The sequence below is a fragment of the Streptomyces sp. NPDC054849 genome, from assembly GCF_053610945.1.
In genome coordinates, this window is record NZ_JBSGZI010000076.1 from 1 (window position 1) to 14,755 (window position 14,755).

Here is a 14,755-nt window from a genome sequence, read left to right on the forward strand (position 1 = left end):
GCCGGTGTCCGAGGACACCGGCTGCCGCTTCCTGTCGTACTACTGAGGGGTGAGCTTGACGATCGGGTACTCCCGCTCGGACTTGCTCTGGTACTTGGCGATGCGGGGCTGGGCGCTGGAGATGAGCTTCCACGCCTCCTCGCGCTCGGCACCCTCGAGCCGGTGCGGCGTGATCTTCACCGCGCCGCGGCCGGGCAGTTCGACCGTCGCCCTCTCCGGGTTGGCCATCAGATTCGTGTACCAGTCCGGGTGCTGGGTTCCGCCGCCCGAGGCGATGCTCAGCCAGGCGTCGCTACCGTCACCGAACCAGGCCACGGGGGTCACCCGCGGCTGGCCGCTGCGGCTGCCCACCGTGTTGAGGAGCAGCACCTCCATGCCCATGAACTGGGCCTTTCCTTTACGGACCTTCCGAATCATCCGGTCGTTCATCTTCTTCTGCATCCACCGGGAGAACGCCCCGGGCGTACCCGGCTTGCGCTTGGTGTCCGGCATCGCCACCTCCAGTCATTTCCCGCGCCTCACGGCGCGATTTCACGTCGGAATTCTTGTCGTCATTCGTCGTGCCCGCCACCCGAATACGTTCAGAGGGCCAGGAAAGGACGCGGGAGGCACTGTTCCCAGGTCGGCAGGAGGCCGGCGGCCGCCGCCTCGGCCAGGGTGGGGGCCACGGCGTCCTTGTCCGAACGGATCGGCGGCTCCTTCAGATCCCACGGCAGTGCCAGCTCCGGGTCGAGCGCGTCGACGTCGATCATCGTGCCCGGCACGTACTCCTGCGAGCAGAGATAGCTCATGCACGTGTCGTCGGTCAGGGCGAGGAACGCGTGCCCGACGCCGTCGGGCAGGTACACGGCCGTCCCCGTCTCCGGGCTCTGGTAGGTGACGTCGTAGTGTCCGAACGTCGGCGAGCCCACGCGCAGGTCGACGGCGATGTCGAGCGCGCTCCCCCGCACACACGTGACGAACTTCGCCTGGCCGGGCGGGACCTTGGTGCCGTGGATGCCCCGGAGGGTGTTCCGCCTGGACACCGAGTAGTTGACCTGCCGGACCGCGAAGTTCCAGCCGCTGTCCGCCAGCAGGGCGCTGGTCTTCACCGACTCGAAGAAGTACCCCCGCCGGTCGCTCAGGGGCTCGGGTTCGACGCGGTACGCGCCGGGGACCGCCATTTCCGTGATCAGCACCGCATGCTCCTCACTGACTCATCCGGTGGTGACCGGTCCGGCTCCGGCCGCCTCGGCGATCCGGCGGCGCATGGCCGCGGAGTCGTTGGCGTGCGGGAAGTCCTCCTCGGGAACCTCGACGCCGAGGAAGGCGCACAGCGGCTCCCACCCCTGCCTCACGTCGTAGACGAGGACGTTGTCCGGGCCGAGGGTGCGCACGACGTCGTCGTTGTGCCGGTGGTAGACCTCGATGGCGTGGTCCTTGTCGGCGAACCGGCCGCCGAAGAGGCCGTCCCAGACCATGGTGTTGGTGAAGTCGAGCAGCCGGGCCTGGCGCGAGCCGGGCTCCGGCGGGTTCTCCTGGCTGCGCAGGACGAACTGGTACAGGGTGTCGTAGGTGCTCCGGTACCAGCCCTCCGCGTCGCGCACCGTGAGGATCACCTTGGCCTCGGGGAACGCCTCGCTGATCTGCTCGTAGTGGACCGCGCAGGGGCCGTCCACCGCGGAGGTGTAACCGCCGAACAGTGCCGGCCAGTCGGGGCGCTCCCCGTCGCAGACGATCTTCGCCCACTGCTCGAGGCGCTGCTCGTCCCCGACGATGTCGAACATGTGAAAACAGGGGCCGAGACCGAGCCGGTCCAGGGCCACCTGCAGTGATGTCGTGCCGGTCCTGCCCAGACCGGCGTTGATCAGCTTCAACACGGTGCCGTGTCCCCTTCCTCAGCGCCAGGCCGCGGGTTCCTGGCTGCTGGCCACGTTCACGCGGTTCCAGAAGTTGACCAGGCCGATGTGCATGACCAGCGCGCCGAGCTGCTCGTCGTTGTAGTACTGGGCGGACTCCTCCCAGACCTCGTCCGACGCCATGTCCTGGGGGTCGGTCATCAGGGTGACGGCCTCGGCCATCGTCAGCGCGGAACGCTCCGCGTCGGTGAAGCAGGACTCGGTCTGCCAAGTCGCCACCTTGGGAAGGCGCTCGTCCGCCTGCTCCGCCTCGTCCGCGAGCGTGTAGACGCGGCCGTTGATCTGGCTGACGCGCAGCCGGACCAGGTCGAGGGTCGTCTGCGGCACGCCGACCTTGCCGATGACCTCGGTCAGGTCGAGCAGGGGCTGCAGGGCGCCGGGAACGACCAGGGAGGGGTTTTCCATCCGTGGAGTCATCGGGTCTTCTCCTGTGCGATTAAGAACGTGGGATTTACCTCGGAAACATGCTGCTCGCCGCCCGCCCCATTCGCAAGAAAACTTGTTCAACTGCGGATTGCACGCAGATGCAACACCCCACAATCCGTAAGTTGCCAGGAATTCAGACGATGACTTGTAGTGGTCTCGTGTCAGAGTCCACCGCAACGAAGAGTAGACAGCCGATCTGCCGCGGCATTCACGAGACGCGGCAATTCCTTCTCGAGGGTCATTCCACGGTCGCCGGGCACGTGCTGGACGTGCTCACCGCCATTCGTGAGACGGATACGGCGATCGGGGCGTACGTCGAGGTCGCGCAGGCCCGTGCGCTGCGGGAGGCCGAGGCGGCCGACCGCCTCATCGCCGGCCTCGGCGCGGCCGCCTTCCGCGACCGGCCGCTGCTCGGCGTGACGGTGTCGGTGAAGGACCTCATCCAGACACGCGAGATCCCCACCCGGCGGGGGTCTCTGCTGCCGAACCGCCGCGCCGCCGCCGACGCGCCCTCCGTCGCCCGGATCCGGGCCGCGGGCGCCATCGTCGTGGGCAAGACGACGACGTCGGAGTACGGATGGAGTGCGAGCACCGTCAGCCGGGTGTCCTCCCCCACCCGCAACCCATGGGCCCTCGACAGGACCGCCGGCGGCTCCAGCGGCGGCTCGGCGGCCGCCGTCGCGGCGGGCCTGTGCACCGCCTCGCTCGGCACCGACGGCGCCGGCTCGGTCCGCATCCCCGCGGCGTTCTGCGGCGTGGTCGGGTTCAAGCCGTCCTACGGGCGGATCCCCTACGTGCCGCCCTGCCCCGAGCGGCTGTCCCATGTCGGGCCGCTCGCGCGGAGCGTGGCGGACGTCGCCGAACTCATGGCGGTGCTGGCCGGCCCCGACCACCGAGACCCCGACTCGGTGACCGCGGCGTCCGCTGCCGCTGCGGCGGCCACCCCGCTGCGCGTCGGCTGGATCGAGTTCCCGGGGACGTCCGGCGCGGTCCGCGACGTCACCGAGGGCGTCCTGCCGGTACTGACCGCCCTGGGACACCGCGTCGACCGCATCGAGGTGCCGTTCCCCGACCCGTACGGCGCCCTGGTGGACATCCTGGCCGCCGCCGACGCGCACGGCACCGCACCGCAGGACGATCCGTGGTGCGACGAGGGCCGGCTCGCGATCGTGCGGTACGGGCGCTCCCTCAGCGGCGCCGCGGTGGCCCGCGCCGAGGCGGCGCGGCTCGCGCTGCGCACGCGGCTCGGCTCGGTGATGGAGACCTACGACCTGCTGGTCATGGCGACCGTCCCGATCGAGCCGTTCGCCGCCGACGCGATCGCCCCGCCCTGGGCCGCCGACCCGGGGGACCTGCGCTGGCTCGCGTGGTCCCCGGCGGCCCACCCCTTCAACCTCACCGGCCAGCCCGCCCTGTCGCTGCCCGTCGGCCTCACCCCGGCCGGGCTCCCGGTCGGGCTCCAACTCGTGGGCCGGGTCGGCGACGACGACCTCGTGCTCTCGGCCGCCGAACTCCTCGAGGCGGCGCTCGGCCTCACCCTGTCTCCCCCCGGCATCACAACGGAAGGAAAATGATCATGGTTTCCAGGTCGTGGTCCCCGTACAGCGACGACAGCGGCGCCGGCCGCCCTTCGCTCGCCGCCGCCGAGCCCGTGGTGGGCCGGGTCGACATCGACGATCTCGTGTTCTCGGCCGCCGAGCTCCTCCAGGCGGCACTCGGCCTCACCCTGACGCGCCGCGGCGTCCCTACGGAAGGTAATTGATCATGGTTTCCAGGTCGTGGTCCCAGTACGGCGATGACGGCGGGGGCGTCGGACGCCCCTCGTTCGTCGCCGAGTTCGGACTCTGGGACGACCGGCAGGCCGCCGCGGCCGAGCAGGTCGAACTGCAGCTGGACGAGGTCGATCTCGTCCGGGTCGTGTTCTGCGACCCGCACGGCCTCGCCCGGTCCAAGACGGTGCCCGCGAACGTGTTCCGCTCGGTGCTGCGCAACGGCATGGACTTCAGCGCCGGGCCGTTCCTCTTCGACACCGGCCACGCCGTCGCCGTCGACTTCCTCGCCGACGCCGGCGTGGGGGTCGCCGAACTGCTCGGTGCGGGCGACTTCGTACTCGTCCCCGATCCGCGCACGTTCCAAGTGCTGCCCAGGAGCGGGCCGAGGACCGCCTGGGTGCTCGGGAACGAGTACCTGCGCGACGGCACTGCGCACCCGCTCTCCGCCCGGGGCGTCCTGCACCGGGTCCTCGCCGAGTACGCCCGGCACGACCTGTCGCCGGTCATCGGCCTCGAGGTCGAGTGGTACCTCACCCGGCTGACCGGCGGCCCGGTGGGCAACGCCGGCAACGGCTTCGGCCTGCAGGGAGCGGCCCCCGAGGTGGAGGCGGTGAATCCCGGCTACCAGTTCAACCTCGACAGCTCCTACGACTCGGTGTCCGACGTCGCCGACCCGCTGGCCGCGATGCTCATGCAGCTCGGCCTGCCGCTGCGCTCGTTCGAGCACGAGTCGGGCCCCGGACAGCTCGAGACGACCTTCAACCCGATGTCGGCGCTGGACGCCGCCGACGCGATGCTCCTGCTCCGCACCCAGCTCAAGCAGGAGTGCCGGCGCCGCGGCTACCACGCGTCGTTCATGACGCTGCCGCGCCTGGAGAGCTTCGACCCCAGCGGCTGGCACCTCCACCAGTCCGTCACCAGCACGAAGACCGGCCGGAACCTGTTCGCCGAAGGCGACGGCCTGCAGGACGCCATCTCCGCCGAGGGCGAGGCCTACATCGGCGGCCTGCTCTCCCGCGCCCGCGAGTTCTGCCTGCTGTCCGTTCCGACCGTGAACGGCTACCGTCGGCTGGCCCCGGAGTTCACGCTCGCCCCGACCTCGGTCGACTGGAGGTTCGAGGACCGCAGCGCGATGGTCCGGGTGCTCAGCGGCGGCAGCTCGACCCATGTCGAGAACCGGATCGGGGAGCCGTGCGCCAACCCCTACCTGGCCATCGCCTCCCAGCTGCACGCGGGCCTCGAAGGGCTGCTCTCCGGCGTTCCGTCCGACCGCAGCCCCCACCCGCCGCTGCCGCGCTCCCTGCGCGAGGCGCTGGAGGCGTTCCGCTCCGGCGACAGCGCCGAGCGGCTGCTCGGCGCGCCGCTCAAGGCCTGCCTGGCGAAGCTGAAGGAGAGCGAGGCCGCCAGGTTCGACGCCTGGTCCGCGGCCGAGCTCCCCGGGAGCACCGCGGGCGGCGTCACCGAGTGGGAGCACCGCGAGTACTTCGGTGCCTTCTGATCACCCCTGCACCCTCCCGCACCTGCGCGCCCCGCGCCCCCCTTGCCGCACCAGCCCCCGCTGCATGTCCGCAGCCGACCTACACCCGAAAATAAGGAGCAAACCACTATGTCGCGGTACGAATGGGATGGCACCAACCCGGCTATCGAGACGCTCAAGGACGCCATCCAGCCGTCCCGTCAGAAGGTCCTCGGCCACCCGATCTACCACCAGCTGACCAGCGTGGACGCGGTCGTCACGTTCATGGAGCACCACGTGTTCGCGGTGTGGGACTTCATGTCGCTGCTCAAGTCCCTCCAGCGCCGCCTGACCTGCGTCGAGGTGCCGTGGGTGCCGTCGGCCCTCACCGGGAGCCGCCGCCTCATCAACGACATCGTCCTCGTCGAGGAGAGCGACGAGCTCGGCGACGGCTTCATCAGCCACTTCGAGCTCTACCTCGACGGCATGCGCCAGTCGGGCGCCGACACTTCGCGCATCGACGCCTTCATCGCCCTGCTGCGCGAAGGGCGTTCCGTCCCGGACGCGCTTCAGGAGGCGGGCGTTCCGCAGTCGGTGGCCGAATTCGTGGGCACGACCTGGGACTTCATCGACCACTCCCCCGTGCACTGCCAGGCCGCGGCGTTCGCCTTCGGCCGCGAGGACCTGATCCCCGACATGTTCGACCAGGTCGCGGCCCTCAACGCCGGCCACGGCACGCTGTCCACCTTCGTCGACTACCTGCGGCGGCACATCCAGGTGGACGCCGAGGAGCACACCCCGATGGCGATGCAGATGCTCGCCGACCTGTGCGGCGACGACGAGGTCAAGTGGGCCGAGTGCCAGGACACCATCGACCGCGCGCTCGCGGCCCGGACGCGGCTGTGGGACGGCATCTCGGACGCGATCACCGCGCAGTCCCGCTGACGGGCCCCCTCTTGTGAAGGTGAGACACCATGCCGTGGGTAAAAGACACTCCCTCCGTAGCCACCACAGCCCGTACCGAGCGGATCGCGCGGCAGTCCCGCGATGAGAACTGGCGGAAGCCGCCGCGCCGCATCGAGACGTCGGAGTGCATCACGTGTGACACGTGCGTGCGCAGCTGCCCGCCCGAGTTCGGGGCGATCTTCGATGACGGGCTCAACGTCGTGATCGTCCCCGAACTCTGCTCCGGCTGCCCGGTGTGCGTGATGGTCTGCCCCGTCGACTGCATCTACGTGGACGAGGACTGGACCGCCACCGAGGCCCGGATGTGGGACCACGTCGACCTGACGGTGAGGGGATCTTCATGACTCTCCCCACCGAGCGGGACGACAGGCTCCCCCGCAGGGCCGCCCTGGCCAAGGCGCGACAGAGCCGCCGGCCCAGCAGGCTCGGCCGGCCGGCCGGCGCCGCGGGCGAACCCGACTACCTGACCCCCGAGGACGCCGGGTTCCCGGGACTCCTCAAGCAGACCTGGCGGCGGGCGACCGCCGCACCGGACCTGGCCACGGCCGTGGACACGCTGCTCACGCTCGCCGGGCACGTTCCGGCGGACATCCAGCTGCGGGCACTGCCCGTCGAGGACGAGACCGCACTGAAGGTCCTGGTCGGCCGGTCCTGGCGGGGCGACCGGCCCACCGACCGGGCCGAGGGCGCCGCCACGGCGTTCCTCGGCGAGATCGGACTCGACAAGAGCGGCCGGGTCGTCGTCCGGGTCCCGTCGAAGGGCCCGCTGAGCGGCGAGGCCGACCTGGTCGACGGCGTACTGCGGGTTCCGTGGTCCGCCGAGGACCTGGCGGACTACCAGGTCGAGCTGGCCCTGGCCGCCGACCGGTGGGACGCGTCGGTCGCCGACTGCCGCCAGTGGCTGATGGCGGCCGGCGCCGACGGCCGGCGTGGCCTGCTGGAGGACCTGACGGAGGCGGCGATCAGAACCGCCCCGTTCATCCTCTACGCAGGTGGACGCCAGTACACCAATTTCCGCGACCAGAACACGCTGACGGGCAAGACGCTCCGGCCGGGTCACCCCGACTGCGCGCTGAGCAGCCTGGCGTCGGTTCCTCTGGAGCTGTGGTCGGACAGCGACGTGCTCCTGGTCGTCTGCCTGACGCTGCTGGTGCGGTCGGCCGGGTACGCCCGTATCGAGGAGGCCAACGGGACCCAGCTCACGCTGGACCACGTGGCCCTCCTCTTCGAGCGGACGCGTACGGCGTACAACGCGGCCTCCGGAACGCTGCCCCCCGTGCCGGCGCCGGCCTCGCACGGGGTGGCCGCGCTCGGCGAACTCGCACAGGCGCTGGCCGCACGGCGCCGGGAACTCATGGGGAGCGTGCAGCTCTACCGTGAGATCTACGGCCCGCTGATGCACAAGATCGAGCGGGTCGCCGGTCCCGTCAAGGACGACGCACGGCAGCTGGAGGCCGCGCTCTGCGCACGCGTGCGCGAGCGGCTCCCGGTCCGGGGTGGCACCTTCGCCGAGCTGACCGCGGACCTCGAGGCGTCGCCGGGCTGGCTGGCCGAACCGCACGGCGGGTACGGCTCGGGCCTGGAGTCCCTGGTGTACGAGACCGTGCGCGCGGCGACGGAGGTGTTCGACGCCGACTTCGCGATGAGCCGCGGGATGCGGTCGCTGCCCGCGCTGATCGCGGCGCTGCGCTCGGAGGAGTTCCCCAAGATCGCCGCGTGGGACATCCCGCACTTCTTCTGCTGTGTCGTCCCGTCGCAGGAGGCCCGCCGGTTCTTCGGCGGCTCCGCCTCGCACCTGGCCGACACCGCGTGGGCCATCTCCTCGCGGATGCAGTACAACTCGTGGCACTTCCTGGTCGGGAACCTCCCGAAGGTCCCCGAGATCGCGGCACGGGACCACTTCGTGCCGCCGGTGATCCCGGACATCGCGTACTACTCCGACCAGCACCACAACGGCCACGTCGCGGCCCGGGTGCGCTTCACCGTCCGCAGTCCGCAGCCGGTGGAGGTGCTGGGCCGGCAGTTCAACGGGTTCATGGACCTGCGGCTGCTGCGCTGCGAGGGGCTGCCCTTCGACGAGCAGGACCTGCTGGCGGCGCACCGGACCTCCGGGTTCATCGCCAAGGCGACGAGCCTGGCCGCCGCGCTGGTGGCCGGCGGGGCGGACATCGAGATCGCCTCGTTCGACTCCCAGTGGCACTGGGACGAGATCGCCGCGTAAGTACGGACCACGCGTTGGGCCCGTGGCGGGACCCCTGGGGCCCTACGCGTGGTCGGTGTGCGGGGGGTCAGACCTTCACGGGCTGCTCGGCGGACCGGGTGTGGACGGCGCGGTAGCCGTTCCAGTCGGCGCTCACCGTCAGCGAGTCGCGCTTGTCCTGGAACCCGCGCCGGGCGGACGGCCACTCGGACTCGGCCAGCGTGCGGAAGGCGTCGTAGGACTCCTTGCCGTCCCACTGGGAGTAGACGACGACGAAGTCGTTGTCCGTGCCCACGGTCGCCAGGGTGCCCTCGCCGCCCTCCAGGTTGCGGGAGCGGATACCGCGCATGACGCTCTGCGAGCGGTAGCCGGGGACGTCCACCAGCCAGGAGTGGGCGGTGCCCTGCGCGGCGACCAGGGCACCCTGCTCGCCGGGGGTGACGCCGAGGATCTCGACGACCGTGTAGTCGTCGCGGTCGGGCGAGACCTCGGTGACGTCGACGCCGGGGTGGCGCTGGCTCAGCTCCACCTCGGTCTGCATCAGGCGGACGTAGTTGGTGATCTCCCGGAAGACCGGCACGGTGTGGTGCTTGAACTCGCTGTCGTTGTAGCGCGACTCCAGGTCCTGCATGCCGCGCCACTGGATGAAGTTCAAGGTGCCCGGCGTGTGCTCGCCGCGGTGCACCGTGCTGGAGATCCAGCCGGGGTACGCCGCGACGTCGACGATCTTCTTCATCTCCGTGACGAGCGTGTCCACGCGCGCGCGGGTGTCGGTCTTGAACAGGTTGAGGACGGTCAGGTGCCCGTCTTCGGGGTTGATGAACGGCATGGTGTCTCCTCGGTAGCGGTAGAGCGCCCGCGACGGCGGGGCGTCGTGTCTGTCTCAGTGGGTGTCGCGGGGAGCGCCGAACCAGCGGTTCAGGGCGTCCGTCAGGCCGGCCGTCCCGGAGCCGCCGGAGCCGATCCAGGCGATGTAGCCGTCCGGACGGACCAGCAGCGCCTCGACGTCCGCGAGCGCGCCCTCGGGCCGGGAGTCCGTGGTGACGACGTCGATCCGGTCCGTCCACGGCTCCGCGGCGGCGCTCAGCTCGCTGCCGCCGCGCAGGTCGAGGACGAAGCCGCGCCCGCCGTGCAGGAGTTCGTAGGCGGTCGTCTCGCCGTCCGAGCCGGCCGTGAGCCCGAAGTTCGGCAGCCGGCGGCCGTGCAGCGGGTGCTCGCCCGCGGCGCCGTCGTAGGCGATGTCGAGGCCGGTGACCATGCCGACCAGGAGCTTGCGGACGTCGTCGTACGCCATCAGTTCGGCGAAGACCGCCCGCATCGGCTCCATCTCGGGGCCGCCGAGGTACAGGCTGCGCTGGGTGAGGGTGTTGGCCAGGATGCGGGCCCCGACGGGGTGGCGCTCGGTGTGGTAGGTGTCGAGCAGGCCGTCCGGGGCGTGGCCCTGGATCACGGCGGCGAGCTTCCAGCCGAGGTTGACGGCGTCGCCTACGCCCGCGCTGATGCCCTGAGCGCCGATCGGCATGTGGATGTGCGCCGCGTCGCCCGCGAGGAAGACCCGGCCCTTGCGGTACTCGGCGGCCTGGCGGCTGGAGTCGGTGAAGTAGCTGAGCCACACCGGGGTGCCGCTGCTGATGTCCTCGCCGGTCACGCGCTTGAATGAGTCGGCCACCTCCTGGAAGGTGGGGGGCTCCGACGTCGGACGCACGCCCGCGCCGCGCTCGAAGACGACGACGCGCGTGGTGTTCGGGCCGACGGGGAGCACGACGACCATGCCCGTGTCGCCGAGCTCGCCGGTGGGACGCAGCCGCACCTGGACGTCGGTGACGTCGGCCATCAGCATCTCGAGGGTGGCCTCGTAGCCGGGGAAGTCGATGCCGGACAGCTTGCGGACGACGCTGCGCGCGCCGTCCGCACCGACGACGTAACGGGCGCGCAGGGTGCGCGGGCCCTCGGGGGTGTCCGCCGTCACCACGACGCCGTCGTCACCGTCGGTCAGCCCGCTGAGCTCCCAGCCGCGGCGGACGTCGGCGCCGAGGCCGGCCGCCCACTTGTTGAGGATCGCCTCGGTGAACGCCTGCGGCACCCCGCGCACGCCGAAGTTGCCGCCCGGTATGACGGTGTAGTCCAGGGGCATCCCGCCGAAGTGACCGAAGGGGATGACGCCCATGTCGCCGAACTGCTCCAGCAGTCCGCGCTGGCCGAACTCCTCCATCGTCCGGGCCGAGAAGCCGAGGGCGCGCGACTGCCGCATCGGCTCGGTCAGCCGCTCCAGCACGACGGCCCGGACGCCCTTCAGGCGCAGTTCGCCCGCGAGCATGAGCCCCGTGGGGCCCGCCCCCACGATGATCACGTCTGTGTCAAAGTCCTGCACTGTCTTCCTGCCTTCCATACGTGTCGTTCGGTCGAATCCGGTGGTCGAGGTTGCCGGCCATCGCCGTCAGATGGGCGCGGACCCGGTCGAGGCCGATCAGCTCGGAGAGGACCGCGCGCAGCGGCTCGGCCTCGGGGCCTGCGAGCATCAGCTGTTCCTGGGCTGCGACGTGGTCGAGCACACGGGCCGCGACGGGATGCCGTCGGTCGTGGTAGATGTCGAGGGATCCGGGCGCGGCCCGGCCGTGCACGGTCCCGGCGAGTGCGCGGCCCAGGTCGACCGCGTCCTGGAGCCCGGTGTTGAGCGCCTGCCCGCCCACCGGCGGATGCCAGTGGGCGGCGTCGCCGGCGAGCAGGACGCGACCGCGCCGGTAGGTGTCGGCCTGTCCCCTGGCGTTGTCGAATGCGTCCAGCCACAGGGGGGCGGCGGCGGAGATGTCCTCTCCGGTCACCTGCTCCCAGGCGTGGACGACCTCCCCGAACCCGGGCGGGTCCGTGCGTTCGGCCACTCCGGTGCCGAACGCGTGCACCATCACCCGGGTGACGCCGTCACGGGTCGCCGCGACCGCGAAGCCGCCGGCGAGGCGTTCGAACCGGCGGTCGCGGATGCGCAGTCCCGTGAGGTCGGCCCGCAGCAGTTCCTTCGTCGCGGCCGTGGCCGTCACGGGGAACCCGGCCAGCCGGCGCACGGTGCTGTGGGCCCCGTCGCAGCCCACCACGTACTCGGCCCGGATCTCCAGAGGGCCGTCGGGGCCCTGGATCCCGCACAGGACGTGGTCCGGCCCCTGGGCGAGCCCGGTCAATTCGTGCGCGCGCAGCACGGTCGCGCCCAGCTCGACGGCGCGCTCGCCCAGGGCGGCCTCCGTGCGGTACTGGGGCACCTTCCAGTTGCCCGCGTAGGCACTGTCGACGCGGGAGAGTACGAAGCCCAGCCCGCCGAAGTGCGTACGCGGCTCGTGCGCGGCCCCGGCGAGCAGCGCGTCGAAGCCGCGCTCGTGCAGCAGTTCGGCGGTCCGCGTGGTGAGCTGGCTGGCCCGGGACTCCGTCATCGGACCGGCCAGCCGCTCCACGACGACCGCCTGGACCCGGGCCCGCCTCAGCTCGCAGGCCAGCAGGAGCCCGACGGGGCCCGCACCGACGATGACGACCTGCGCATCCGCCCGGGACGGGTTCACCGCGCCGTGCGCCCGCCGCCGACGCCCTCGGCGTAGGCCTTCGCGAGGCCCAGGGTGGCCAGGCTGTTGCCGCTCAGGGCGGTGCGGACGAACTCCTGCGCGGTCTGCACCGTCGCGTCCTCGCCGAGGACCTTGGCGATGTTCCCGGTGTTGATCCGCACCGTGTGCCGCGACGTCACCGACACCCCGCCGCCGTCGCGCTCCTCGATGAGCCAGCGCCCGGTGTGCAGCGTCATCAGCGCGGGCAGGACGATCTGCTTGTACACGATGGCCGTCGCCGACCGGCACACCCGCACGGACCGCGTGGTGTGGGTGCTGCCGTCCTTCGTGCGGGTGTCCATCTCCAGGATCTGGAGCCCGGGCTCGTCCTCCTCCAGCGACACCCGGGCGACGTGCGGCAGCCGCTCCTGCCAGAGCTGCGCCTCGTTGAGGAAGTCGTAGACGTCCTTGCCGTTCCCGTCGACCGTCACGGTGTCGTCGAAGGTGATGAGCTCGTCGGGGCCGGCGGCCTCGGCGCTCGCCTTCAGCGCCTGAAGCTCCGACGCGCTGTTGCGGTCGACCGCCTCGCTGATCCAGTCCAGGTCGGCGGGGTCGTCGGTCGCCGCGCGGAAGTCGTGCAGCAGGAGCACGCGGCACGAGGTGTCGGAGACGGGCTCCACCACCCACGCGCCCCCCATGGCCCCGACCGGGTGCTGCGACCGTTCCTGACGGAACGTCACGCTCATGCCCTCCGGGTCGTGCACGCGCCGGGAGGTCCAGGTCTTGGCGGTGCCGTTGGCGGTCGCCCAGAGCCGGATCAGCTCCGTGTCGCCGTCCTTCTCGACGACCTCGGCGTGCACGGTCGGGGGGAAGATCTCCGGCCACCTGGCCACGTCCGCGACCAGGGCGTACACCAGTTCGGCAGGGGCGGATACGTTGATCTCGTGTTCCGTCTCGCGTAGCGCGTTCTCGGTCACGTTCCTTCTCCTCTCGGTAACGGGGGCCTCTGGGACCCGCCCTAGGGCTCGCCGAACCAGCGCCGCAGCGCGGCCGTGAGACCGCCTCCGTCGGGCGCCGTCCAGGCGATGTAGCCGTCGGGGCGGACGAGCACCGACTCGGTCTCGGCGCCGCCCTCCTCCGGTCCGGCGGGGAAGCTCTTCACCCGGACCACGTCGACCCGGTCGGACCACCCGGCGGCGGTACGGCTCGTGTCGTCCGAGGCGTCGGCGGTGATCAGGACGCCCCGGGCCGGGTGCAGCAGGCGCGCGATCCGGTCGTGGCCGCCGTCGGCGAGCTCCAGCTCGCGATCGGCCATCCGGGTACCGAGCAGGGGGTGCGCCGGCCGGTCGGCCCGGGGGCCGTCCGGCTCGTCGCCCCCGTAGGCGACGTCGAAGCCGCTCACCGTGCCGGACAGGTGGCGTGCCACCGCGGGGAGCGCGATGAGCTCCGCCATGACGGTCCGCAGCGGCTCGACGGACCTGCCGGTGAGGTTGAGCGTCCCCTGGGCGAGCGTGTTGCGCAGCACCCGCGCTCCCACCGGGTGGCGCTCGGCGTGGTAGGTGTCCAGCAGGCCCTCGGGGGCCCACCCCTTGACCGTCGCCGCCAGCTTCCAGCCGAGGTTGAAGGCGTCCTGCACGCCGACACTCAGCCCCTGCCCGCCGGCGGGGAGGTGGATGTGCGCGGCGTCCCCGGCCAGCAGGACCCGGCCGCGCCGGTACTCGGTGGCCTGGCGGGTGGCGTCGGTGAAGCTGCTCACCCAGCGCGCCTCGCCGTGGTGGATCGAGTCGCCGGTCAGCCGCTGCCAGGCGTCCGCGACCTGGGTGAAGGTCACTTCGCGGTTCCGGTCCGGCGGCGTCCCGTTCTCACAGACGATGATGCGGGTGTAGCCCTGCTCCAGCGGCGCCGCCATGACCATGCCGTTCGGCAGCAGCTCCCCGATCATCCGCGGCTTGATGTCGCAGCCGCTGACGTCCGCCAGGTACATCTCGCGGGTGGCGTCGGAGCCGGCGAACTCGATGCCCACCAGGCGGCGGACGGTGCTCCGCCCGCCGTCGCAGCCCACCAGGTAGCGGGCGGTGAACTCCTCGGGGCCCTGCGGCCCCTCCACGACCGCCGTGACGCCGTCCCCGGTGTCGGTCAGGCCGATGAGCTCGTAGCCGCGGCGCAGGGACACGCCCAGCTCCAGCGCCCGGTTCTCCAGCATTTCCTCGATCTTGTACTGGGGCGCGCCGCGCACTCCGAAGTGCGAGCCCTCCAGCACCCCGTAGTCGATCGGGATGCCGCCGAAGTGCCCCTGCCGGGTGATCTCGATGTTCTCCAGGCGTTCGAGGATCCCGCGCTGGTGGAACATCTCGGTGGCGCGGGCGGTGAAGCCGATGCCGCGCGACTCCCAGCTCCGCTCCGCCCGCTGCTCGAAGACGACGACGTCGGCACCGCCGAGGCGGAGTTCGGCCGCGAGCGTCAGCCCCGCGGGACCTGCACCGATCACGATGACATCGGTTTCCATGTTTTCC

The 14,755-nt window shown here is 71.4% G+C and carries 15 protein-coding genes; 6 read left to right on the top strand and 9 right to left on the bottom strand.

Going from position 1 to position 14,755, the window contains the following annotated elements; genetic code table 11:
• Nucleotides 1-39: 39 nt before the first annotated feature.
• The 4 genes from ACWGIF_RS27050 to ACWGIF_RS27065 all read right to left on the bottom strand — a co-directional run bounded on the left by ACWGIF_RS27050 (nucleotide 40) and on the right by ACWGIF_RS27065 (nucleotide 2,315).
• Nucleotides 40-492 (bottom strand): nitroreductase/quinone reductase family protein, encoded by a 453-nt coding sequence (locus ACWGIF_RS27050; protein WP_453501296.1) that lies wholly within the window; start codon nucleotides 490-492, stop codon nucleotides 40-42.
• 89 nt (nucleotides 493-581) lie between these two features.
• Nucleotides 582-1,178: a dTDP-4-dehydrorhamnose 3,5-epimerase family protein gene (locus ACWGIF_RS27055; RefSeq protein ID WP_453501297.1), complete on the bottom strand. Its 597-nt coding sequence runs from the start codon at nucleotides 1,176-1,178 to the stop codon at nucleotides 582-584.
• 18 nt (nucleotides 1,179-1,196) lie between these two features.
• On the bottom strand, nucleotides 1,197-1,859 hold the full coding sequence (locus ACWGIF_RS27060) for a sulfotransferase family protein (RefSeq protein WP_453501299.1): 663 nt from the start codon (nucleotides 1,857-1,859) through the stop codon (nucleotides 1,197-1,199).
• An 18-nt stretch (nucleotides 1,860-1,877) separates the two neighbouring features.
• Complete coding sequence (locus ACWGIF_RS27065) at nucleotides 1,878-2,315, bottom strand: carboxymuconolactone decarboxylase family protein (protein ID WP_453501300.1); 438 nt, start codon at nucleotides 2,313-2,315, stop codon at nucleotides 1,878-1,880.
• A 269-nt stretch (nucleotides 2,316-2,584) separates the two neighbouring features.
• Here ACWGIF_RS27065 and ACWGIF_RS27070 point away from each other — a divergent pair, with 269 nt between their 5' ends.
• From ACWGIF_RS27070 to ACWGIF_RS27095, 6 genes are all read left to right on the top strand, one after another.
• On the top strand, nucleotides 2,585-3,898 hold the full coding sequence (locus ACWGIF_RS27070) for an amidase (RefSeq protein ID WP_453501301.1): 1,314 nt from the start codon (nucleotides 2,585-2,587) through the stop codon (nucleotides 3,896-3,898).
• A 2-nt stretch (nucleotides 3,899-3,900) separates the two neighbouring features.
• Nucleotides 3,901-4,086, top strand: coding sequence for a hypothetical protein (locus ACWGIF_RS27075; protein ID WP_453501303.1), 186 nt, complete (start codon nucleotides 3,901-3,903; stop codon nucleotides 4,084-4,086).
• A 2-nt stretch (nucleotides 4,087-4,088) separates the two neighbouring features.
• Entirely contained in the window at nucleotides 4,089-5,594 is a 1,506-nt protein-coding gene (locus ACWGIF_RS27080; RefSeq protein WP_453501304.1) for a glutamine synthetase family protein, read from the top strand.
• A 108-nt stretch (nucleotides 5,595-5,702) separates the two neighbouring features.
• Entirely contained in the window at nucleotides 5,703-6,497 is a 795-nt protein-coding gene (locus tag ACWGIF_RS27085) for a DUF3050 domain-containing protein (RefSeq protein WP_453501306.1), read from the top strand.
• 29 nt (nucleotides 6,498-6,526) lie between these two features.
• Entirely contained in the window at nucleotides 6,527-6,862 is a 336-nt protein-coding gene (locus tag ACWGIF_RS27090) for a 4Fe-4S dicluster-binding protein (RefSeq protein ID WP_453501308.1), read from the top strand.
• Complete coding sequence (locus tag ACWGIF_RS27095; protein ID WP_453501310.1) at nucleotides 6,859-8,739, top strand: hypothetical protein; 1,881 nt, start codon at nucleotides 6,859-6,861, stop codon at nucleotides 8,737-8,739. The genes ACWGIF_RS27090 and ACWGIF_RS27095 overlap by 4 nt, the downstream gene beginning before the upstream one ends.
• A gap of 67 nt (nucleotides 8,740-8,806) precedes the next feature.
• Here the strand turns inward: ACWGIF_RS27095 and ACWGIF_RS27100 are convergent, their stop codons facing one another.
• The 5 genes from ACWGIF_RS27100 to ACWGIF_RS27120 are packed head-to-tail and all read right to left on the bottom strand — an operon-like array spanning nucleotide 8,807 to nucleotide 14,748.
• Nucleotides 8,807-9,547, bottom strand: coding sequence for an antibiotic biosynthesis monooxygenase family protein (locus tag ACWGIF_RS27100; protein ID WP_453501311.1), 741 nt, complete (start codon nucleotides 9,545-9,547; stop codon nucleotides 8,807-8,809).
• Nucleotides 9,548-9,601: 54 nt separating this feature from the next.
• On the bottom strand, nucleotides 9,602-11,107 hold the full coding sequence (locus ACWGIF_RS27105) for an FAD-dependent monooxygenase (protein ID WP_453501313.1): 1,506 nt from the start codon (nucleotides 11,105-11,107) through the stop codon (nucleotides 9,602-9,604).
• Nucleotides 11,076-12,263, bottom strand: a complete 1,188-nt coding sequence (locus tag ACWGIF_RS27110) for an FAD-dependent monooxygenase (protein WP_453501314.1) — start codon at nucleotides 12,261-12,263, stop codon at nucleotides 11,076-11,078. Before ACWGIF_RS27110 ends, ACWGIF_RS27105 begins: the two co-directional genes overlap by 32 nt.
• Nucleotides 12,260-13,219: an aromatase/cyclase gene (locus tag ACWGIF_RS27115; RefSeq protein WP_453501316.1), complete on the bottom strand. Its 960-nt coding sequence runs from the start codon at nucleotides 13,217-13,219 to the stop codon at nucleotides 12,260-12,262. Before ACWGIF_RS27115 ends, ACWGIF_RS27110 begins: the two co-directional genes overlap by 4 nt.
• 41 nt (nucleotides 13,220-13,260) lie before the next feature.
• The gene (locus ACWGIF_RS27120) at nucleotides 13,261-14,748 is read right to left on the bottom strand and encodes an FAD-dependent monooxygenase (protein ID WP_453501318.1); all 1,488 of its coding nucleotides are present in this window, start codon (nucleotides 14,746-14,748) and stop codon (nucleotides 13,261-13,263) included.
• Between the last annotated feature and the right edge of the window lie 7 nt (nucleotides 14,749-14,755).